We start from the raw sequence: 22,146 nt of genomic DNA on the forward strand, positions 1-22,146 counted from the left end.
GCTTATTCCTCCCTACCTTCTTGATTTTCCTCATCCGATTTTCTAGGCTGGACTTTTGGCCTCATAGGTATTTTAGGTCGAGCTGGCTTTGGCGTTTCCTGCTCTTCCTCGCTTTTCTTCACTTGAATTTTAGGCCGAATAACTGGCCTCGGTTTAGCCTTGGGCTCATTATCCACAAACTCAGCTTTTTGTTCTGTTGGAATTTTGGGCTTCATCGGGATTTTAGGCCTTGCAGGTTTTGGAGTATCCGAGCTTTCTTCAGCTTTTGGCTCATCCGCTTTTTTAACCTGAATCTTAGGTCTCATCACAGGCCTTGGTTTAGGCTTAGCTTCTTCACTAGGTTGTTCCGATTTTGGCGCAGAAGGAATCCGTGGTTTCATCGGAACCTTTGGACGAGCAGGTTTAGCTGCTTCAGGCTTTTGTTCTGTGCTTTCTTCTGATTTAGGTTGAATTTTAGGCTTCATCGCCATTTTAGGCCGAACAGGCTTTGCTCCTTCTTCTGAAGTTTCGGAAGAAGTTTTTGGTTTCGCCATAGGTCGAGGCCTAAAGGCAGGTTTTGCAGAAGGCCTTTTCGGCTCTTCACTGGGGCTAGAAGTTTGCTCAGCTTGCCTTTCTTTCAAAGCTGCCGCAATAGCTTTTTCTTCCTCTTTCTTTTTATTGAATTCTTCCAGTTCTTGCTTCTTCTCCAAAATCTCCAAGGGAGTCATTTCAGCAAAAGCAAAATTATGCTCTTCAAAATCGAAAGCGCTAAAATCGAATTCCTTGGTCATGGTAAGGCATTCCGTAGGGCAAACCGTAGTACATAAACCGCAGAAGCAGCATTTAGCCATATCGATGTTGAACTTGGCCGCGTAGATTCGTTTTGACGTTCCATCGGAAGTTTTTCCAATTTCTTCCACAGCTCTAACCGGCTCAATGTCTATACAATTTACCGGGCAAACCTTGGCGCATTTGTCGCACACAATGCAATCATCAATTTCATTGTGGAGCTTATAACGGCCGTTATCAGGCACCGGAATAGATTCTTTCGGATACTGAGTGGTGAAAATCGCATTTTGCTTCTCAAAGTAATTTTCTTCATCCACATACAAAGGATCGCGCTGAGTAGTCGCGTCCTTCATGTGCTCAAAAGTCACTTTAAGGCCTTCTTTTAAGGTTTTAGTAGCTGTGGCGATATTTTTCCAGTAGTTACTCATATCATCAGCAATCTCCACAATGCGCTTAGCAATACCAAAATTATAGCAGCAGGAGTAAGGTACTTCCAGCTTAGATTCATCAGTTGGTCAAGGCGTAAACGTGGGTATGTCCAACGAATCCACATTTGGACTGCCACCGTAAACAAGGCTTTGGATATTAACCAGAAACCTCCCCATAAATGCCCCGACCAAGCTCCTGGCGTTCCACTAGTCCAATCTGCCAAGGCTACCGGCCCAATGTTGGGAAGAGGAGTGTTCCATCCGCCTAAGAAAAGAATAGCACCGAGGAAAGAAACCAGAAGCATGATTCCGTATTCTGAAAGCATGATCATGGCCCAACGAAAACCAGAATATTCTGTATGAAAGCCTGCCACAAGTTCCGATTCGGCAATAGGAATATCGAAAGGAGCGCGATTCGCTTCCGCCAAAGACGCGATAAAGAATATCAAGTAAGCAATGAAGAAAATTGGCACTCTGAAAATATTCCAGGTCAAAAAGCCTCCAACTTCAGTAATATTGATTCCCAAGGCCTTAATACCGAAAAGGTAGTTTTGAGCTTCCGGATCTACTTCATTGATGAATATGCCTTGTTGAAAAACAATTTCTTGAAGGTTTAAAGATTGTGAAACCATAATCACGCAAACCACGGTGAGCCCCAAAGGAATTTCATAAGAAATGATTTGGGCTACCGAACGCATAGCTCCCAGAATGGCGTATTTACTATTTGACCCCCAACCAGCCATGAGAATCCCAACCACATCCAAAGAAACGATGGCTAGCAAATAGAAAATCCCGGTTTCAATGGCAGAACCTCCAAAGCCAGGTGTAACAGGCAACACAGCAAAACCCGCTAAAACCGCAGTAAAAATAATAAGAGGCGCAGGTTTGAATAATTTTTTGTCGGCCGCTAAAGGAACAATGTCTTCCTTTTGCAACAGCTTCATTAAATCGGCTATGGTTTGCAGCAAGCCATAAGGCCCCGTTTCCATTGGCCCATATCTATCCTGAATAAAAGCAGAGATTTTTCTTTCGGCATAAACTGCGAAAATAGTGTAGATGAGTACGAAATTTAAAAAGAATAGAAATGCGTACACGCTGCGTTAAGCCGTTGTTTGATGCAAAGAAAGCATATAATTTGTTAACAAATACCTTAAAGTCTACAAGATTTGTAGGATAATAATCTTTAGCACCCCGTTAGGTGTTTTAAGGCACAACTTATTCCCACAAAATATGTTTCTGAAGCTTGATTTCTTCTTGAAAGAAAAGTTCGGCAGCAGCCTGAAATGAAGGGGTAAAATCTGAAACCAAGAACTTGTTTTTCGCTTCTCTTTTTTCAGAAAGCAATTCATTTTCAAGAAGCAATTCCTTTAAAGCCGCAGCCACTATAGAAGAAGAGTTGATTACTTCAATCTGGTTTTTGAAAAAAGCGGCAACCTGCTTTTTGATCAAAGGATAATGCGTGCAGCCTAAAATCAACGCCTCAATTCCTTCAAGTTCTTCTCGCACTAAATACTGCTCAATGATTTGCTCAGAGATTTCGTTTTTATAAAATCCTTCTTCTATCATAGGCACAAGCAGCGGTGTAGCCAACGCGCCAAGTTCAATTGTTGGATTTTTGGCCTTTATTTTTTCAGAATAAACCCCAGAACCCACAGTTTGCTTTGTCCCGATCAGTCCGATTGTAGTGTCGTTATACTTTTCGCCTACATATTCCACCACAGGATCGATTACATTCAAGACTTTGGCCTTGCTGCCCACATAGGCTTTTACAAGCTCATAAGCGGCCGCAGAAGCCGAATTGCAAGCAATAAGAATGACTTTGCAGCCCTGCTGAAGTAAAACATCACAAATCTTTACCGAATAAGCCTGAATGGTGGCCGCAGACTTATCGCCATAAGGCAAGTGCGCGCTATCGCCAAAATAAACGAGCTGCTCTTCTGGCAAAAGGTTTTTAACGGCATGAGCAACGGTAAGGCCTCCCATTCCACTATCGAAAATCCCGATGGGCTGTGTGTTCATCATAGAAAGATTGCGAAGGTATTTTAAAGCTGCAAATTGTAAACGATGCAAACCCAGAAAATTTCACGGCATTCTAAAGAACTGGTGATTCAAATTATTTTTTGGCCTGCCGTTAAATAATGTGAAAGGTGCGGTTGCTCAAACATTGAACTCTATCTTGCAGCTATGCCAAACCCAAAAATTGTAAATGTTTTGAAAAAAAGTTTTAGAGGGAACGGCAATAAAAAAGCCCCGGAAAGTCCGAGGCTTCAAGGAAGTGATCTGGCTGGGGTTCGAACCCAGGACCCTAACATTAAAAGTGTTATGCTCTACCAGCTGAGCTACCAGATCAATAAGTTTTTCTTGGTTGATTAAGGTCGTTTTCCTTAATTGCGAGTGCAAAGGTAAGAGGTAATTAATTAAATGCAAAGCTCTAGATTCAAATTTCTCACATTCATTTTAATTTGTTTATTCGTTTCTTTTCAAAACGTTAATGCACAGGAAGTTACGAAAGAACTAAAAAAAGCTGATTCTTTATTTCAGCAAAAGAAATACACACAGTCGTTGCCGATTTATGAAAAAATCATGCGTCAACATGAGGAGGCTTCGCCTGCTATGCTGCTAAAAATGGCATTTGTTTATGAAAGCACGGGCGATTTAGGCAACGCGCTTTTCACATTAAACAACTATTACAAGCTCACTTCAGACAAAAGAGTGCTTACCAAAATGAACGAAATGGCCGAAGCCAATAGGCTTGAAGGCTACTCCACCAATGACTATGATCTTTTTCTAAAGTTCTTTGATGAGAACCGTAACTATTTTGTGCTTGTCACTTTAGCGCTTGGCATTTTGATTTTGGCCATGATTTTAAAACGCAAAAAGAAATTGAATGAAAGATCTGCAGGCTTGAGCCTTGGCTTGGTAGCTGTTCTTCTTTTGGCGGTTTATCTTATCAACTTTTCTGGATTGCCTCAAAAAGCGATCATTTCTTCAGCGAATGCCTATTTGATGAAAGGCCCATCGGCTGGCGCAGATCTACTTGAAGTTACTGGCGAGGGCCACAAAGTGGAAGTAGTTGGACACAAGGATATTTGGGTAGAAATCAAATGGAAGTCTGAAAGAGCATACATCAGAGAAAACAACTTGAAGATTCTTCCTTAAGAAAATCAACCTTGAGCAGGTTTTACAATGCTGAAACCTGCTTCATTCTTCTACAGACTACCGATCGACTTCACCCAAAACGATATCGATAGAGCCTATTACAGCAATCAAATCGGCAATGAGGCCACCTCGGGCTAATTCATTGATGATGGAAAGGTTCACAAAGCTGGCACCTCTTGCTTTACAGCGAAAAGGAATATCGGAACGACCATCCGCACGGAAAAAGAATCCGGTTTCGCCTTTAGGGTTTTCTGCCCGCACATATAAATCCTGAGCTTTAGGTCTTATCTTTTTGGGAGCCAACGCCCTAGGATCAAAGTCACGCGTTCTTTTGTGTTCACCCGTGAGCTTCTCCAAACACTGGTCAATTATTTTGACAAACTCGTAGCATTCCTTCATCCGAACCCAAGTTCTGTCCCAGCAATCGCCCAAAGTGCCCATCTCTCCTTTCCCTACTGGAATCTCGAAATCTATTTCAGGATAAACGGAATAGCCATCCACTCTTCTGAGGTCATACTTCAAGCCCGAACCACGAAGCATTGGGCCTGTTATACCGTAGTTTATCGCCAAATCGGCAGGCAAAACCCCAACATTTGCGGTTCTGTCTACAAAGATTTTATTCTCGATTACTACGCGCTCCATCTCGTCCAATTTAGGCTTTAGATACGCAGTAAATTCTTTACAGCGTCCTTCAAAACCCACGGGCAAGTCGTAGAACAAGCCTCCAATCCAAATGTAATTGTAAAGCATGCGAGCGCCAGAAGCCCATTCCAACAAGCGAACAATGTGCTCTCTATCACGGGTCATCCAGAAAAATGCGGTTACGGCACCAATGTCCATTCCGTAAGAACCAATGGCAATAAAATGTGACGCCAAACGGTTTAATTCCGCAACTAAAACCCTAATGTATTCTACCCTTTTGGGAATAACTTCTTCCATACCCAACATTCGCTCTACGCCCATAGCATAAGCATGTTCGGTATTCATTGCCGCCAAATAATCCATACGATCCACAAAAGGAATCACCTGGTTGTAAGGCAGATTTTCCGCATGTTTTTCGAAGCAACGATGTAAATAACCTAAGTGCGGAACAACTTCAATAATTTCTTCGCCCTTAGCCAACACCTCCAACCTTAGCACTCCGTGTGTTGAAGGGTGCTGCGGACCAATGTTAATGATCATTTCCTCTCGCCTGAGGTCTTGCTCCTTAAACTTCTGAGGTTCTGATTTTCTAAGGTTTTCCTTATCAAATATGTATTGAACTTGGTTGGCCACTAGTATTTTACTTTTATGCCTCTGTAATATTCTTGTTGCTCATAATCCTTTCTAAGAGGAAAGCCTTGCCAATCGGCTGGCATTAAAATCCTTCTTAAATCAGGATGATTTTTGATATGAATACCATACATATCGAACACTTCGCGCTCTTGCCAATCAGCCGTTTTCCATAGTGAGGAAAGGGATTCGACTTCGGGTTTTTCTCTATTCAACTCAATTTTCACCATTAAATGATGACCGAAAGGGATGGAATAAAGATTATAAATCATCTCCATAGTGTTTGCTTCAGGCCCATTATCGAGGCCCGTAACACAAGAAAGAGAATCGAAGTACAACTGAGGGTCTGCCTGAAGAAAAGCCATCAGTTCTAGCAGATTTTCATCGGCCACCATAATGGCTTTAGGCGAAGCTTTTTCATCCGTTTTCAGAATGATTTCTTCTCCCAAATTTTCGTTTATAAGGGAAATTATTTCTTCAAAAGTCATACTTCTTGCCCTTTCTGCTCCAAGAGCTTTTCAATTGCAGTTGGCGCCACAATGGTTTCCTGCCTTATTTTTTCGCGAAGCTTTAGCAAACCACCAATAAGCGCTTCGGGACGAGGAGGACAACCCGGAACGTAAACGTCTACAGGCACAATCCTATCTACGCCTTTTACCACATGGTAACCATGTTCCCAATAAGGGCCTCCACAATTTGAGCATGACCCCATTGAAACCACATAACGAGGCTCGGCCATTTGCTCGTAAAGCCTTCTCACGCGGTCGGCCATTTTAAAGGTGACCGTTCCCGCCACGATCATCACATCCGTTTGGCGCGGACTGGCAAAAGGCACGATCCCAAAACGATCCAAATCATAGGGATTAGATTGCGCGCCCATAAATTCAATGGCACAACAGGCCGTTCCAAAGGCTAAAGGCCACATGGACGAAAGCCTAGCCCAATTGATAAGGTCTTCCAATTTGGCGACAATGATGCCACCTTTTCCCAATTGTTGATCTAATAAGCCCACTACTTGAATTGTTTATATGCGTCTTCAGGAATTGGTGATTTAAACGCTGAAGTTTTATTGATGGGTTTTACCCAATCCAAATACCCCTTTCTCCATGCGTAGGCCAAACCAAGGGCCAGCACAAAAATGAAAACGAACATTTCTGATATGGCAAACCATGCCCAAGCGGAATCTGTTCCTTCAATCAATTCCTTATCGCCAAAAATAACAGCCCAGGGAAATAGATAAATGATTTCTACTTCGAAAAGAAGAAAGATAAGCGCGACAATATAGAATTTGATATTGAATTGCCCCCAAGCCGAACCAATGGTTTCTTCACCCGATTCGTAAGTTGTCAATTTCTCGTAATTGGGCCTGTTTGGCCGAATCAATTTAGCAGCTGTCAACCCGATGGTAACGAAAATGCCAGCCCCTAAAAGGAAAATCAAAATTGTAGCAAATTCACTAAGATTTGGCTCTATCATAAGCATTTAAAACTTCAGCGGATCGATATGCTGAAAGTGGCCATTCATCTGGATGCGTTCTTTGGCCTTTTCCATTTCGCGAACAATCGGAATCGCTCTTTCCATATGATTGATCATATATTCGAACCTTTCCGATTGCTTCACCATTTGAAGCATATCGTATTCCTGCTCCAAAGATAGTCCCAATTTATGAGCCAACTCAAATTCTTGTGTTAATTGAGCGACATGAAGTTTATCTTCCATTTTAAGAATTTCAACCAACAGAGTGGCCAGTTGCTTAAGGTACATCCAACGAACAGGATCGCCATCTTCAACATTTTCGATAAAGCTTACTTTTCCACCTGAATATAGCTTGCCTTCAACCTTCTCTTGAAAAGTGATCAGCTCAAAAACTCTTTGGCACCTTACGCTGATGTCCATCTCCCCGTTCTCGTAAGTCTTCACCAGTTTTTCAACTTTTACTTCAGAGCCAAACTCCATTATTCCATCATTGAAAACAGGAATTCCAAAACTTGCTCCACTCGCTAGGCATTCATTGATAAGTTGCTTATAACGGGGTTCGAAAATATGAAGATTGAGTTTTTCGTTTGGGAAAACGACAAGTTTGAGCGGAAAAAAAGGAAGAAATTCCTCCATAGGCATTCTGAATGGTTCTAAAAAAGAAAAGCCCCTTTCGGGGCTTTTTGTTTACATGTTTTTCACAATCTCTTCTCCGAATTCAGAGCATTTGAGGAGCGTTGCTCCATCCATTAAACGTTCGAAATCGTAGGTTACTCTTTTAGAAGCAATTGACGCCTCAAGTCCTTTGTAAATCAAATCGGCAGCTTCTTGCCAGCCCATGTATTCTAACATCATGGCACCAGAAAGAATCACTGAACCTGGATTCACTTTATCTTGACCCGCGTATTTTGGAGCCGTTCCATGAGTAGCTTCAAAAATAGCGTTTCCACTTATGTAGTTGATGTTTGCACCTGGCGCAATTCCGATACCACCAACAATGGCAGCCAATGCATCAGAAACATAATCGCCATTCAAGTTCAAAGTAGCAATTACTGAATACTCAGCTGGTCTCAACAAAATCTGCTGCAAGAAAGCGTCTGCAATCACATCTTTGATAATTACTTTATGACCGTCTTTCTCGATGATTTGCCATGGGCCACCTTCGTAATCTTGAGCGCCATATTCGTTTTTCGCCAACTCATATCCCCAAGACTTGAATGCACCTTCGGTGAATTTCATGATGTTACCTTTGTGAACCAAAGTAACTGAATCTCTTTTCTGAGCAAAAGCGTAGTCAATCGCGCTCTTCACTAATCTATGGGTTCCTTCTTCAGAAACCGGCTTAATACCGTAACCTGCAGTGTCAGGGAATCTTACTTTTTTGAATAACGCTGGGAAGTTTTCCTTCAACAGGGAAGCAAACTTATTTGCATCTTCAGTACCTTGTTGGAACTCGATACCCGCATAAATATCTTCAGTGTTTTCTCTGAAAATCACCATGTCGCACAAACCTGGTTCTTTTACCGGAGAAGGAGTTCCGTCAAACCATCTTACTGGTCGCACGCAAGCGTAAAGATCTAATTCTTGACGCAAAGCCACATTTAACGAACGAATTCCACCACCCACTGGCGTGGTTAATGGCCCTTTAATACCCACCAAGTATTCTCTAAAAGCATCAAGAGTTGCGGCTGGCATCCATTCACCGGTTTCGTTGAATGCTTTTTCTCCAGCTAAAACTTCTTTCCAAACTATATTTTTTGAGCCATTGTAAGCTTTTGCTACGGCACTATCTAATACATTTTTTGCAGCTGGCCAGATGTCAACACCCGTTCCATCACCCTCGATAAAAGGAATGGTTGGGTTATCAGGCACGTTTAAAACTCCGTTGCTAATGGTTATTTTTTGTTCGCTCATTTCAGTTAACGGTTATTTATGAGTGTATAAAATTTTATGCCCTAAGGTAAGGATTTTATCCCGCCCAAAAGTTCCTTTACGGCCTAGGAGAAGACCACAAAAGCGGGGCAATTATAAAAAAAATAGGTCAATCTGCTAGTAACTTTCCTTTTCGTTAGGGAAATCTTTATCCTTCACATCCTTCACATAGTTGCTAACAGCCTCTTTTATAGTCGTTCCGACATCGGCATATTGCCTTAGAAAACGAGGTTTAAATTCTGTAGTGAGGCCCAACATATCGTGAATTACCAGCACTTGCCCATCTACATATGGGCCAGCTCCGATACCTATGATAGGAATGTTCACTTCTTCAGAAACTCTTTTGGCCAATTGCGCAGGTATTTTCTCCAAAACAATGGCGAAACATCCGCATTCTTCCAAAAGCTTGGCATCGCTAATCAACTTTTCAGCTTCTTCTTCTTCCTTAGCCCGAACAGCGTAAGTTCCAAATTTGTAAATGGATTGAGGCGTAAGCCCCAAATGCCCCATTACTGGAACACCCGCACTCAAAACGCGTGTAATGGATTCTTTGATTTCAGCACCACCTTCCATTTTCACGCTGTGTGCACCCGATTCCTTCATAATTCGAATGGCTGAACGAAGCGCTTCGGAACTGTTGCCCTGGTAAGAACCAAAAGGAATATCTACCACCACAAAGGCTCTTTTCACCGCTCTGATGACTGAACTCGCATGATAAATCATTTGATCCAGCGTAATAGGCAAAGTGGTTTCGTGGCCAGCCATTACATTAGAAGCAGAGTCGCCTACAAGAATAATGTCGACACCCGCCTCATCTACCAAAGATGCCATGGAATAATCGTAAGAGGTAAGCATGGAAATCTTCTCCCCTCTATCCTTCATGGCTTGAATTTGATGCGTGGTAACCTTTTTTATTTCAGATTTATGAATAGACATATCTATAAAATTAAAGGGGTAAATATAGCTATTTACCCCTTCTTGTTATCGTAAAGTCTTATTGACAGTTATTTTTGGTTGTACAAATGTACATCAGTTTGAGGATAAGGAATAGAAATTCCTTGGTTATCGAACTCTTTCTTCACCCTTTCTATCATATCCCAGTTTACAGGCCAGTAATCCGAAGAATTCACCCAAGCCCTAACGGTGATGTCTACACTGCTATCGCCCAAATTACCTACTCTTACAAAAGGCGCTGGATCTTTCAAAAAACGCTCGTCCTCTTCTATTATTTTCAGAATAATGCTTTTCGCCTTTTCAAAATCGTCATCATAACCAATTCCGAAAACCTTATCCCATCTTCGGGTAGATTCCATGGAATAGTTTTTAATGACAGCGCTCGCCACTTTTCCATTAGGCAGAAAAATGGTAATGTGGTCTGGGGTTTTCAACATGGTATTGATAATGGAAACACCCGTTACAGTACCGCCAGTACCGTCAATATCTACATAATCACCGGCTTTAAACGGCTTTAAAGTGAGAATTAAAATACCACCTGCAAAGTTACTTAAACTGCCCTGAAGCGCTAAACCTATGGCTAAACCTGCAGCACCCAAAACAGCTACTAAACCGGTTGGCTGAATACCCACAATGCCCGCACAGGCTACTATTAATATGGCAACTAATACAAATTTTGTGACGCCTCTTAGGGTAGGAATAATGGTAGGATCGACTCCTCTTTTCGATAAAGTTTTAGTTATGGTTTTAACTAAAAACTTGATTACCCACATTCCCACTATGAGAACTAAAACGGCTCCAATCACTTTTAAGCCATAGTCCACCAGTAAACGCCACAATTGTTCTTTAAGACCCTCTAAGGTTTCTTCGTTCATTTTTTAAGGTTCTGTTTGATTAAAATTTCGTCAATATAAGTAAGCCGCGTAGTCTTCTTCAGACAAGTTAACCTCTATATGTTCCTGAATGGTTGTTGCTAATTCTAGCCCTTTGTAATCTACTGAAATAGGAAAACGCTTATGACTTCGGTTTACCAATACGGCAGTTTGAATTTTCTGAACTCCTTTTTTAAGAAAAGGGTAAAGGGTATATATCATAGTGCGGCCAGAATTTAGAACATCATCGACAAGAATAAGGGTAACTTGGTCGGATGCCTGAGGGAAGTCCGTGAACTCCACTTGAGGCTGAACGGGAGAATCCTTTTCCACATTCAGCTTAACCACATGAACTCGAATACCCGAGATTTGTTCGAGTTCTGTTTTTAGTTTTTCAGAAATTTTAAGCCCGTTAGCAGCCACTCCCGCTAGGATAATTTCTTCGCGGTCGTGGTTTTGCTCATAAATTTCGTAGGCCATTCTACGGATTTTTTGATCGATTTGGGCGCGATCGAGAATCCTCTTTTTTTCTTTTGGCATATATGATATTAGGCGTTAGCCTTTGGAATTGGCATTACTTTACTATCCTTAAAAGTAGAAAGTATCACCATGGACTGCAAGTTGTCCACCACAGATATATCACTTACACGCTCCAACATTAGTTTTTGGTAAGAGGCGATATCGGCCGCAATAATTTTAAGAATGAAATCACCAGAACCTGTAATGTGGTGGCACTCAATTACTTCATCAATTTTTTCAATTTCCGCTAAGAAAATATCGATGTTGCCTCTGTTATGACCCTTAAGGGTTACATACACAAAAGTACTTACGCCTAAACCAATTTTATCATTGTCGAGCTTTGCATGGTAGCTCTTGATAATGCCTGATGTTTCAAGCTTTTTCACTCTTTCTAAGGTTGGTGCTGGCGACAGACCAATTTCCTTAGACAATTGCGCATTAGTGATTTTCGCATTCGATTGCAAAATTTCTAAAATCTTGCGATCTATCTTGTCCAACTTAATACTTAAACTCATTTTTCCACTCTTTGCAAAATAATATTTTGTTAAAATAGTCAATTAAAGAATAACTATAATGTTACTCTCAGAATACCTTTATGATTAGGTCTTCTTGCGTATCTCCCTTTGTAACTCTCTTGCTTGCTTGTTTGCATCGTCCTTTCTGCGAGTTTCATCTCTGATCTTATCCAGCATAGGAGATGCTTCCTCGTATCGGCCAACATCTACATAGTGTTGCGCCAGCGAAAGCAAGGAATAGATGTAGTAACCCGATTCCTTCATATCCAAAGCATTAGAATAGGCGATGGTTTTCAGATAATAAGGCTCTGCAGCATTCCAGTCGTTTCTACTTTTATTGATAGACGCCAAAAAGAAATTGGCATATCTTCCACTCATTTCTTCATAGCCCGCTCTTCCCGATTCTATTCTTGAGATAATTTCTAAAGAAACCTTTTCAGCTTTTGAAAACTGGCCAGCTGTATACAACATTCTGGCATAAAACCGATGAAAATAGGGGTTGTTTGGGTACTTCTCATAAATGAATTCAGCCCATCGTAAAGCCTCAAAAGTTTGATTGAGCTCAAAAGCCTTTATTCTCATCAAGAAATAAATGGCCTCCATACGGGTATAGAATGCATTCGATGCGACTTCTTCCATTTGTTTTACGCCAAGCTCTTTATCTCCTTTTTGAAAGAACATAAGCACAGGCCTAAGCAGTGGATATTCTTCCCTAATCCATACAGAATAGTAGTTGAATAGCGCGTCTCCAAACAGTATTTCAGGGCTAAAACTTTCGTTACCCTGCGTTTTTTCTAAATATTTTAAAGCAAGTCGCCCTGCGTTGGTTGCTCTTCCCCAGTTGTGTTTTTCGGAATGGTAACGGCCTTGAAAACCATATGAACCTGCCAAAAAGAAATTAGCCTCTATATTGTCTTCATCTTCTTTTACCATCGCTTCTGCTTTTACAATGGCGGTGTCCATATAAGCCAGAAACTCCTCTCCCAAAGGGCCTTCCTTTTCTAGGTTTGGCATCATTTGCCACCAAGTGCTGATACCATAAAGAAAATAGCCAAGGGGATGTTCGGGATAGTTGTACTTAATCCAATCAAAGGCTACTTCGGCCTGATGGAAATTGAAGTTGTACATGGAATCAATCGCTTGAGTAATTTCAAGCTGTAAATTCATGTTGAGCAATAAATACTTAGCCGTATCATTCTCCACCTTCCTCTTATCCACCTGCGCCTGAGCTCCGAAACAAGAAAGCACCAAGCTTGCCACAATTATGCCTTTAAGTATTCTTTTCACACCCATTTAACTTCTATGGTACGCAACGGCCGTGCAAAAGTACTGCCACACAGCTGATTCCCAATACGCTTATCTATTTTTATTATTGCATAAACACATTAATCGTAGTTTTGCTTAAAATGATTGAGAATGCCTAGAGAACTTAGCCCTTTAGAAATCAGAGTAAGAGAGTATGCCTCTATTAATAAAACTGCTCTTTTTCTGCTCATCTGCATTGTCGCGCTATTGCTACAGTTCATCAGCCAAACCTTTATTATTAATGAAATCCCCGCTTTCCAGTTTATGGAAGGCTCTCAATTGCTGATTTTCAAGATTATATCCAACCTAAGCTACCTTGGCATTCCGCTTTACTACGGCTTTAAAATCACTTTAGTTGGCTTTATTTTGTGGACGGGCTGCTTTTTATGGGGCTACAAAGTTACCTTCAAGCAATGTTGGCATGTCGCCTTATTTGCCGAACTAATTTTCTTTATCCCGACCGTTATAAAACTGCTTTGGTTTCTTTTTGTTGACACCAATCCAACCTACTGGGATGTAAAAGCATTTTACCCGCTTTCCTACATGAACCTTTTTAACCACCAAAATGTGGCCGAAAAATACTGGTATGTAAACACGCAGCTGAATCTTTTTGAAGTAGGCTATTGGATTTTACTCTGCTTTGGAATCGACTTTGCCGCTCGCAAAAAGAAGTCAGTAGCCAATGCAATTGTGTTTACCACATACGTTCCGCTGTTCTTCTTTTGGCTTTGGTTCTATTTAGGAGTTTCAGACTGATAGAGAGAAGTTTCGGGCAAAGCCCAATTCTAAAAATCCGCATTTCGGCAGGGGTAAAACGATTAATAAAAATTAACCCTTCTTGAATCGAAAATTTACTAATTTCACGCCCTGCGAATAAGTTTTTAATTGCTTTAGTGTGTCATTACGCGCCCTTGTAACCTCAAGTAGAGCCCTATTTCACGCTTCATAAAAATGTTGAAATGACAGATTTTAAGAAAATCAACAATCTCACCGGATGGATAATTTTTTTCGTTTCGCTGATTGTCTATGTACTCACAGTAGAACGAACCGCCAGTTTCTGGGATTCAGGTGAATTTATTGCCATTGCCTACAAACTTGAGGTATCTCACCCTCCGGGGGCTCCGCTTTACATGCTCATAGGCCGCCTTTTCTCCTTTTTTGCTTTTGGCGATGTAACCAAAGTGGCTTACTGGATTAACATGGTGAGTGTATTTTCCAGTGCTTTTGCGATCCTTTTCTTATTCTGGACCATCGTAATGTTGGGCAGAAAACTTATTGATGCTGAATTAGGCAAAGAAACTGATATTCAAAAATGGCTTCTTTTAGGAGCAGGAGCCGTTGGAGCCTTAAGTTTTGCTTTTACCGATTCCTTCTGGTTTTCTGCGGAAGAAGGCGAAGTTTACGGTATGTCATCCTTCTTTACTGCATTCGTGTTTTGGGCCATGCTCAAATGGGAATTAGTAAAAGATGAAAGCACAGCTAATAAATGGATTGTATTGATTTTCTATATGTTAGGTCTTTCTATTGGTGCCCACCTTTTGGGACTTGTAGCTTTGCCAGCATTAGGCTTAATCTATTATTTCAAAAAATACCCTAACCCAACCTGGAAAGGCGGTTTTGGCGCTATGGGCGTTTCCCTTTTCTTGATTTGGGTAATTAACTCATTCATCATTCCTGGTTTACCAAGTATTGCAGGCGCCTTCGAAATCACATTTGTGAACACCCTTGGCTTACCGTTTGGTTCAGGAGCGTTATTCTTAGTTGCCATCATTATTACGGCTATTGTTTTTGGCCTAAAATGGACTCGCAAGAAAGAATGGGTTACGGTGAACACCATTATGTTGGGACTCACTTTTGTTTTGATTGGCTACTCTTGTTATGCTGTAATTTTGATCAGATCGAAGGAAAACCCGCCTATCGACCAAAACAACCCTGAAAACGTGATGACCTTTATCTCTTATCTAAAAAGAGAGCAATATGGTAGCCGTCCGTTGTTGTATGGTCAATATTTTAACGCACCGCAGCCAGAAACTAAACAAGGAGCTCCTGTTTACTATAAAGCTGACGATGAATACAGAATTTCTGACTATAAAATAGAGACTGAATACGACCCTGCTTGGAAAACTTTCTTGCCTAGGATGTACAGTTCTCAGCCAGCACACAAGCAAAAATACATGGCTATTACAGGATTAAGAGAAGGTGAAAAACCAACCTTCTTAGACAATATGGCCTTTATGTTCTCTCATCAAATTGGGCATATGTACATGCGTTATTTCATGTTCAATTTTGCAGGTAGGGAAAGTGATATTCAGGATGCCGATTGGTTAAGGCCTTGGGAAGGCAATAAGGATGTTCCTGACTTCATCAAAAACAACAAGTCAAGAAACCAGTATTTTGCCATTCCGCTAATTCTAGGAATAATCGGTTTCTTCTTCCAATTCAACCGAGACCCTAAGCGATTTTTGGCCACGTTGATGTTCTTTATTTTGACAGGTTTGGCCTTGGTGATTTACCTTAACTCGCCTCCGGTAGAACCAAGGGAAAGAGATTACATTTATGCCGGTTCTTACTATGTGTTTGCCATTTGGATTGGTTTTGCTGTGCTCGCCATAGGCCGTGCGCTTATCAATAGAGGAAAAGCCTTAGTTGCCGCAGCCATTGCCGTTTGCATGATTTCACCTGTAATTCTTATTGCCGAAAACTGGGACGATCACGATAGAAAGAACAGATATTTCTCTGTTGATTCTGCAAGAAATTTCTTGGCTTCATGTGCGCCAAACGCCATTCTGTTTACGGGAGGTGACAACGATACTTTTCCTCTTTGGTATGTACAAGAAGTTGAAGGCTTTAGAACTGATGTAAGAGTAATCGTACTCAGTTATTACAATACGGACTGGTATGTAGATCAAACCAAAATGAAAATGAACAACTCTGAGCCGTTCCCTTATACTTTGGACATTGAAAACTACCGCCAAGGCACAAACGACTATTTGTATGTTCAAGAAAGGCCTCAGTTCAAAAACAGAGCCATTGGGCTGAAAGATTTCATCAACTTGATTGATAAAAACTACGAAGGCTTAAAAATGACTTTGGGAAGCGGAAGCACTATTAATACCGTGCCTGCCAGATCGTTGATGCTAAAAGTAGATACTGCCAAAGTAAATCAAATGGGCATTGTTCCGGCTGAACTTAAAAAGTTCGAAACTGACGAAATGTACTTTACATTCAATCAGGGCGAAAACTTCTTGGAGAAAGGCCATTTGATGATGCTCGACCTTATTGCGACAAACAATTGGGAGCGTCCAATCTACTTCAATTACACTTCTGTGAATTCTGTACCATTTAATGTTGATCCTTATTTGGTTCAAGAAGGAATGGCTTACAGACTTCTTCCTGTAAGAAAACCATCGGACAGAAGAGAATTGGTGAACACCGATTTGATGTATGACAACGTGATGAACAAATTCCAGTTCAGAGGCTTAGACGATCCTAAAGCCAACTTGAACGCTGATTACAGAGGCTTTGTTCAGAACACAAGATCAATGTTCACAACCTTATCTGAAGGCTTAATGGTGGAAGGCGACTCTACTAAAGCTGTTGAGGTTTTGGATTATGCTGAAAAAGTAATGCCTAAAGAATCTTTGCCATACGACATTGCCTCAGTAAGTTTTGTTCAGGCGTATATGGAGCTGGGCAAAGAAGAAAAAGCCATCGAAATGGGAATGGAAATAGCCAAAATGTTTGACGAAATGGCTACTTACCAGCAGAAGAAAGGTCGTTACGATTATGAATTCAGAAAATACTTGAACGGGCTTCAGTATTTACAATCCATCTTCCAACAGTCTGGACACGCAGAACAAGCCAATGCCGTTAGGGAAATGCTTAATGGCCAAAGCATTCTGCTTGAAATGGACAGAAGTAATTTCTAAGAAAATAAAATAGAAGGCTTATTTCTCGACCACGAGAAATAAGTCTAAAGCAGAATCTGCAGCATCAGTCAGGAGGTAATCTTCCTGACTGATTTCGTTTACAAGCCCTTCATTTGATTGATTCAGTTTATTCCGATTCACTCTATTAAGAATGTCGTAAGGGATTCTAAGCAATGGAGCAGGCAATCTGTACTGAAGATTGAAGATGTCGAAACGCGTGATGCGCTCTACCGACTTTTTGTTCTCCTCATAATAAGCCATTACTTTTTCGTTTCCTGAAACACCCTTCATTTCTACTTTCGGAAAAATTGAAGAAGCCAAATCCGTAAGTTCTTGTGCAGTATATTCTCGCACATGCCAAGGATTCCGGGTAAGCGTCTTTTTAATATTCGGAGTGGTAAGAATCGCCTTTCCTCCAGGCTTCAAAACCCTGTGGATTTCTTCCAGAAAAGCCTTGTCCTTTTTCACGTGTTCAATAACCTGAAAAGAAACTATGGTATCGAAACTGTTATCGGCTAAACCAGAAAAAGGAGGAAAAACAGCTTGTCGGAAGTCCACATTCGGATATTTCCCCTTCAGTTCATCAATTACTGACTGAATTTTATCGAGCGCAACATAGCTACTGGCTAGCGGTGAAAGCAGCTCTACTCCTCGGCCTTCGCCACAGCCCAATTCTAACAATTCGCCCTTTATGTAAGGAATTGCCAAATAATAGGCCCTCAGCAAACGCTGGTGAATTGGATTGTCAGATGCTAGTTTATCCGAAGCTATTTCAGTAGTATAGGTAGCCATGCTCAAATTTTGGTCAAAAATAAACCATTTCATTTAGAATGAACCCAAAAGCGAAGCATTCAAATACAATTTGATTACATTTGAACACGTGTATTACGGTATGAAAAGGCTCTTCATCATTTCCATTCTTGTACTCAGCGCTCATTGGCTGAACGGGCAAAGCAGAATGAGCTCTGCCGACATTAGTTTTTTATACAATCAGAACAACGAATTCCTTATTGATTGGCGTGTTGCCCAACAAGAAAATGAGGTAATGGTTTTTGTAAGATTTTTGCTGAATAGCGGAAACGTAAAAATCGGTGATTATGATATTCGCTACGATTTGCGCAGCAGCTACATTGACGAAAAACACCTTGACGCGAGCGGACGATTAGATTCTGCTCACCTGATTGGCTCGGGTTTTAGAGAGTTCATCTATGCTTTCAAGTTCAACAAAGAGCCCGACCAAAATTTGGTGGTTCTGGATATTACGAATGTAACCCGCGACAAAAAATTCATGGTCGACATTCCTATCACGGTAAAGGAAGGAATGCAAAATCAGCCATTTCTACTTTTTGAAGAAAAGAGAAACATCCCCTTCTTCTCTCACTTTGTAAGCATCGATCAATCGGTGCGCATTGTAAATGTTTTCGGTCAAGAAGGAAAATATGAGATTCAAGGAGTTCAAAATAACAAAGCTGTAGCGCCTCCTCCATACTATGAGGGCGAATTGCCAACTCCTACCCAAATTCCAATTGACACCTTATATGGTGCCACTGAAAATCAATTGTTCCATTTTTCCACTCCCGGCTTCTACATGATTAACGAAGCATCGGCTCCTGAGAACCAAATGGGAATACTTGTTACGGATCAGTTTTACCCTTTCTTTGGCCAATATCAGGAATTAATTCAGCCATTGATTTTTGTAAGCACCACCAGTGAGTTCGACATGCTTCGAGAAGCCACCGACATTCGCGATGCTTTCGAAGGTTTTGTGCTGAATAAAGTTTCTACAGGAGGAAAATCGGCAGAAGATTTTGTCAAATATTATTTCCGAAGGGTAAGAAAAGCAGCTCATTTCTTTACTTCTGACAAAGAAGGATGGAAAACCGACCGCGGAATGGTTTACATGATTTATGGAGATCCGCTTCAGGTTTTCAGAAATGAAAATACGGAACTTTGGGTGTACCCTTCGCCAAACGGAGGCCGAACTCGATTCATTTTCGACTTAGCACCTTCGAAAGGAAACCTGCTGGAATTTAAATTGATTAGAGGAAGCCGCTACCGAGATGCATGGATGGAAGCTGTATCGGATTGGCGCAGTGGAAAGATTATTGAAGAATGAAAACTCAGTTTAAAGAAGATTTTATTTATGGCAGTAGAGCCATAATTGAAGCCATTAACGCGGGCAAAGAAATTGACAAGCTTCTATTGCAAAAGGACGTCCGAAACGACCTTTCTGCCGAACTTGTAGCTGCTGCCAGAGACTTTAAAATCCCGATTCAGAAGGTTCCTGTCGAAAAACTAAATAGACTTACCAGAAAAAATCACCAAGGCGCGATTGCTTTTATTTCTTCTGTAGTTTACGCTTCATTAGATAATATCATTTCCGAAGCTTATCAAAAAGGAGAAACTCCACTCTTGATCGTTCTGGATAGAATTACTGACGTAAGAAATTTCGGAGCCATTGCCAGAACCGCTGAATGCGTAGGTGCTCATGGCATAGTTATCCCTTCTCGCGGAAGTGCTCAAATTGGCAGTGATGCCATGAAAACTTCTGCTGGCGCATTGAACTACATTCCGGTTTGCCGAGCTGAAAACCTAAAAATCACGTTGAAGGAAATTCGCGACAATGGCATTACAGTTATCGCCTGTACAGAAAAAGCAGATGATTTGATTTTCGATAAAGATCTTACGGCTCCTGTAGCTTTACTAATGGGTTCTGAAGAAGATGGTATTTCACCTGAATACCTAAAACTCTCTGATCAAACCTGCAAACTACCTATCAAAGGAAATATTAAGTCGCTAAATGTTTCTGTAGCAACCTCGGTTATTCTTTATGAAGTGGTAAGACAAAGAGGCTAAATTACATCCGAACTGAGGCTTCAGCTCGGATGTAGCTTTCATTTCCTAAGAGAAGTGCTCCCCCTTAGATTTTGCATCACTTAAAAACTCGCGGAATTTCTTTTCAGCGTCTTTTTTACAAATCAGCACCACATTGTCCGATTTAGTAATTAAGTAGCCATCTAAATCTTGAGCGACAATCAGAGTATCGGCTGGTCCTTTTACGTAGCAATCTTTGGAATTGTAAAGCAACGCATTTCCATCTACCACATTATTATTGGCATCTTTCTCCTGAATTTCATGAAGCGAGTCCCAGCTTCCTAAATCTGACCAATCGAATTTGCCTTTCACCATATAAACATTGTCGGCCTTTTCCATAATGCCGTAGTCGATGGATATATTTTTACACTGCGTGTAGGCTTCATCAATAAAGTCCTGCTCTTTTTCCGTGTAGTAACTCTCACTGCCTTCATCAAAAATAACGGCCATATCCATTAAGTGCGTTTTGAAAGCTTCTGTAATGGCTTCTATCGACCAGACAAAAATCCCCGCATTCCAAACGAAGTCACCACTTTCCACAAATTTCTGAGCGAGCTCGAGCTCTGGTTTTTCAGTGAAAGTTTTCACCTTCTTTACCTTCTTTAAAGGGCTAGAATGGTATTGGATATAACCATAACCAGTTTCTGGTCGGGTAGGCACAATTCCGATCGTGATTAGCTTATCGGAACCTTTAGCGGCTTTTAAAGCCGTAGTAATATTTTCAACAAAAACGTTCTCTTTAAAAACCACATGATCAGAAGGTGCAACAATCATTAAGCCTTTTGGGTCCTTCTGCTTTATTTTAAAAGCCGGATAAGCCACCGCAGCAGCCGTATTTCTACCAACAGGTTCTAAAAGAATTTGATCATCACTCAATTCTGGAAGCTGGTGCTTCACTAAATCATTATATCGAGCATTGGTAACTATGTAGAAATTTTCCTTGGGGCAAACCGCTAAAAAGCGATCATATGTCATTTGGAGTAGAGAACGGCCAGTGCCAAGCACGTCTAAAAATTGTTTGGGTTTGGAGGCTCTGCTATAAGGCCAGAAGCGGCTTCCAATCCCACCAGCCATAATTACTACATAGTTATGTTCCATAGTTACACTATTCCTTCATTGATAAGATCTTGAATATGAATAAAGCCTACGATTTCTTCTCCATCCAAAACAACCAAATGGTTGATCGAAAATTTCCTCATTTGGTTCATTGCCCTTAACGCAAACTCTCCTTTTTTGATCGTCTTTGGATTTTTAGTCATCACCTCTCCTACTAACCTACCTTCAAAAGTCATGTCTTTTTCCAACATTCTACGAATGTCTCCATCAGTAAAAATACCGGTTAGCTTTCCTTGGTCGTTGACAACTGCCGTAGCACCTAATCGCTTCTTTGAAATTACGAGCAAACTCTCTTTCACCAAATCATTTTCTTTAACAACGGGCAATTCGTTCTTTGGATAAATATCATCCACCTTCAAATAAAGCTGTTTACCTAAAGAACCTCCCGGATGATATTTTGCAAAATCATCGCTGGTGAAGCCTCTCGCCTCCAAAAGGCTTACTGCGAGTGCATCGCCAAGCGCCATATGGGCAGTGGTGCTAGTTGTTGGAGCTAAATTATTAGGGTCTGCCTCCTCATCAATAGTGGCGTTCAGTATAAAATCCGATTGCTTTGCTAAAAAAGAATCCACATTGCTTACCAAGGCAATCAGTTTGGCACCGGTTCTTTTTATCAATGGAACCAGCACTTTAATTTCGGGTGTATTACCACTTTTGGAAATGCAGATTACCGCATCATCTGGCTGAATCATGCCTAAATCGCCATGAATTGCATCGGCAGCATGCATAAAAAGGGCTGGTGTTCCTGTAGAATTCAGCGTAGCCACAATCTTATTGGCCACAATACCGCTTTTTCCTACACCCGTAATTACCACTCGTCCCTTCAGGTTAAGAATATGCAGAGCAACCTCCTCAAAACCTTGGTCGATTAAATCCGAAATTTGCCTTATAGCCTCCGCTTCTTTCAGCAGTGTATTTTTGGCTGTGATTTGAATATTTTTTGCTAATTTCAACTTAATAGCGCTTGAAATTTTACAACTCAAAGATAACGATTCGTAGAGACGTTTTTTAAAACCCATTAGATTTA

22 protein-coding genes and 1 tRNA gene are annotated in these 22,146 nt (G+C 41.0%); 5 read left to right on the forward strand and 18 right to left on the reverse strand.

Annotated features, from left to right (window positions below):
• Positions 1-2: 2 nt before the first annotated feature.
• The 4 genes from ACXACJ_RS17205 to ACXACJ_RS17220 all read right to left on the reverse strand — a co-directional run bounded on the left by ACXACJ_RS17205 (position 3) and on the right by ACXACJ_RS17220 (position 3,545).
• A complete protein-coding gene (locus ACXACJ_RS17205; protein ID WP_475135649.1) occupies positions 3-1,196 on the reverse strand; it encodes a 4Fe-4S dicluster domain-containing protein in 1,194 nt (397 codons plus the stop codon).
• On the reverse strand, positions 1,193-2,290 hold the full coding sequence (locus ACXACJ_RS17210) for a complex I subunit 1/NuoH family protein (protein ID WP_475135650.1): 1,098 nt from the start codon (positions 2,288-2,290) through the stop codon (positions 1,193-1,195). Before ACXACJ_RS17210 ends, ACXACJ_RS17205 begins: the two co-directional genes overlap by 4 nt.
• A gap of 121 nt (positions 2,291-2,411) precedes the next feature.
• Complete coding sequence (gene murI / locus ACXACJ_RS17215; RefSeq protein ID WP_475135651.1) at positions 2,412-3,218, reverse strand: glutamate racemase; 807 nt, start codon at positions 3,216-3,218, stop codon at positions 2,412-2,414.
• A 254-nt stretch (positions 3,219-3,472) separates the two neighbouring features.
• Positions 3,473-3,545 (reverse strand) — tRNA-Lys (locus ACXACJ_RS17220).
• Between the two features lie 234 nt (positions 3,546-3,779).
• Between ACXACJ_RS17220 and ACXACJ_RS17225 the strand changes: the two genes are divergently transcribed.
• Positions 3,780-4,355: a hypothetical protein gene (locus ACXACJ_RS17225; protein ID WP_475135652.1), complete on the forward strand. Its 576-nt coding sequence runs from the start codon at positions 3,780-3,782 to the stop codon at positions 4,353-4,355.
• Between the two features lie 57 nt (positions 4,356-4,412).
• On the opposite strand, the gene ACXACJ_RS17230 is transcribed toward ACXACJ_RS17225, so the two are convergent.
• The 11 genes from ACXACJ_RS17230 to ACXACJ_RS17280 all read right to left on the reverse strand — a co-directional run bounded on the left by ACXACJ_RS17230 (position 4,413) and on the right by ACXACJ_RS17280 (position 13,182).
• Positions 4,413-5,630 carry an NADH-quinone oxidoreductase subunit D gene (locus tag ACXACJ_RS17230; protein WP_475135653.1) on the reverse strand — a complete coding sequence of 406 codons (1,218 nt, stop codon included), beginning with the start codon at positions 5,628-5,630 and terminating at the stop codon, positions 4,413-4,415.
• Complete coding sequence (locus tag ACXACJ_RS17235; protein WP_475135654.1) at positions 5,630-6,115, reverse strand: NADH-quinone oxidoreductase subunit C; 486 nt, start codon at positions 6,113-6,115, stop codon at positions 5,630-5,632. Before ACXACJ_RS17235 ends, ACXACJ_RS17230 begins: the two co-directional genes overlap by 1 nt.
• Positions 6,112-6,639, reverse strand: a complete 528-nt coding sequence (locus tag ACXACJ_RS17240; RefSeq protein WP_475135655.1) for an NADH-quinone oxidoreductase subunit B — start codon at positions 6,637-6,639, stop codon at positions 6,112-6,114. Before ACXACJ_RS17240 ends, ACXACJ_RS17235 begins: the two co-directional genes overlap by 4 nt.
• A complete protein-coding gene (locus ACXACJ_RS17245) occupies positions 6,639-7,103 on the reverse strand; it encodes an NADH-quinone oxidoreductase subunit A (RefSeq protein WP_475135656.1) in 465 nt (154 codons plus the stop codon). The genes ACXACJ_RS17240 and ACXACJ_RS17245 overlap by 1 nt, the downstream gene beginning before the upstream one ends.
• Positions 7,104-7,109: 6 nt before the next feature.
• Positions 7,110-7,739, reverse strand: coding sequence for an LON peptidase substrate-binding domain-containing protein (locus ACXACJ_RS17250; RefSeq protein ID WP_475135657.1), 630 nt, complete (start codon positions 7,737-7,739; stop codon positions 7,110-7,112).
• A 51-nt stretch (positions 7,740-7,790) separates the two neighbouring features.
• A complete protein-coding gene (gene icd / locus ACXACJ_RS17255) occupies positions 7,791-9,017 on the reverse strand; it encodes an NADP-dependent isocitrate dehydrogenase (RefSeq protein ID WP_475135658.1) in 1,227 nt (408 codons plus the stop codon).
• A gap of 135 nt (positions 9,018-9,152) precedes the next feature.
• Positions 9,153-9,971, reverse strand: coding sequence for a 3-methyl-2-oxobutanoate hydroxymethyltransferase (gene panB / locus ACXACJ_RS17260; RefSeq protein ID WP_475135659.1), 819 nt, complete (start codon positions 9,969-9,971; stop codon positions 9,153-9,155).
• Between the two features lie 68 nt (positions 9,972-10,039).
• Positions 10,040-10,864, reverse strand: a complete 825-nt coding sequence (locus ACXACJ_RS17265) for a mechanosensitive ion channel family protein (protein ID WP_475135660.1) — start codon at positions 10,862-10,864, stop codon at positions 10,040-10,042.
• Positions 10,865-10,894: 30 nt separating this feature from the next.
• Complete coding sequence (locus ACXACJ_RS17270) at positions 10,895-11,401, reverse strand: phosphoribosyltransferase family protein (RefSeq protein ID WP_475135661.1); 507 nt, start codon at positions 11,399-11,401, stop codon at positions 10,895-10,897.
• Positions 11,402-11,409: 8 nt separating this feature from the next.
• Positions 11,410-11,895: an Lrp/AsnC family transcriptional regulator gene (locus tag ACXACJ_RS17275; RefSeq protein ID WP_475135662.1), complete on the reverse strand. Its 486-nt coding sequence runs from the start codon at positions 11,893-11,895 to the stop codon at positions 11,410-11,412.
• A gap of 84 nt (positions 11,896-11,979) precedes the next feature.
• Positions 11,980-13,182 carry a tetratricopeptide repeat protein gene (locus ACXACJ_RS17280; RefSeq protein WP_475135663.1) on the reverse strand — a complete coding sequence of 401 codons (1,203 nt, stop codon included), beginning with the start codon at positions 13,180-13,182 and terminating at the stop codon, positions 11,980-11,982.
• Between the two features lie 129 nt (positions 13,183-13,311).
• On the opposite strand from ACXACJ_RS17280, the gene ACXACJ_RS17285 reads away from it, so the two are divergent.
• Entirely contained in the window at positions 13,312-13,956 is a 645-nt protein-coding gene (locus ACXACJ_RS17285; RefSeq protein WP_475135664.1) for a hypothetical protein, read from the forward strand.
• Between the two features lie 203 nt (positions 13,957-14,159).
• Positions 14,160-17,129 carry a glycosyltransferase family 117 protein gene (locus tag ACXACJ_RS17290; protein WP_475135665.1) on the forward strand — a complete coding sequence of 990 codons (2,970 nt, stop codon included), beginning with the start codon at positions 14,160-14,162 and terminating at the stop codon, positions 17,127-17,129.
• Between the two features lie 18 nt (positions 17,130-17,147).
• Here ACXACJ_RS17290 and ACXACJ_RS17295 read toward each other — a convergent pair whose 3' ends face one another.
• Positions 17,148-17,921 (reverse strand): class I SAM-dependent methyltransferase, encoded by a 774-nt coding sequence (locus tag ACXACJ_RS17295; RefSeq protein ID WP_475135666.1) that lies wholly within the window; start codon positions 17,919-17,921, stop codon positions 17,148-17,150.
• Between the two features lie 100 nt (positions 17,922-18,021).
• On the opposite strand from ACXACJ_RS17295, the gene ACXACJ_RS17300 reads away from it, so the two are divergent.
• Complete coding sequence (locus tag ACXACJ_RS17300) at positions 18,022-19,245, forward strand: GWxTD domain-containing protein (RefSeq protein WP_475135667.1); 1,224 nt, start codon at positions 18,022-18,024, stop codon at positions 19,243-19,245.
• Positions 19,242-19,985 (forward strand): 23S rRNA (guanosine(2251)-2'-O)-methyltransferase RlmB, encoded by a 744-nt coding sequence (gene rlmB, locus ACXACJ_RS17305; RefSeq protein ID WP_475135668.1) that lies wholly within the window; start codon positions 19,242-19,244, stop codon positions 19,983-19,985. The genes ACXACJ_RS17300 and rlmB overlap by 4 nt, the downstream gene beginning before the upstream one ends.
• A gap of 45 nt (positions 19,986-20,030) precedes the next feature.
• Here the strand turns inward: rlmB and ACXACJ_RS17310 are convergent, their stop codons facing one another.
• Both ACXACJ_RS17310 and ACXACJ_RS17315 read right to left on the reverse strand, forming a co-directional pair.
• Positions 20,031-21,101, reverse strand: coding sequence for a mannose-1-phosphate guanylyltransferase (locus tag ACXACJ_RS17310; RefSeq protein WP_475135669.1), 1,071 nt, complete (start codon positions 21,099-21,101; stop codon positions 20,031-20,033).
• Between the two features lie 2 nt (positions 21,102-21,103).
• Complete coding sequence (locus tag ACXACJ_RS17315; protein WP_475135670.1) at positions 21,104-22,072, reverse strand: KpsF/GutQ family sugar-phosphate isomerase; 969 nt, start codon at positions 22,070-22,072, stop codon at positions 21,104-21,106.
• Positions 22,073-22,146 lie beyond the last annotated feature (74 nt).

Source organism: Roseivirga sp. AWQ4_251 (assembly GCF_056158225.1).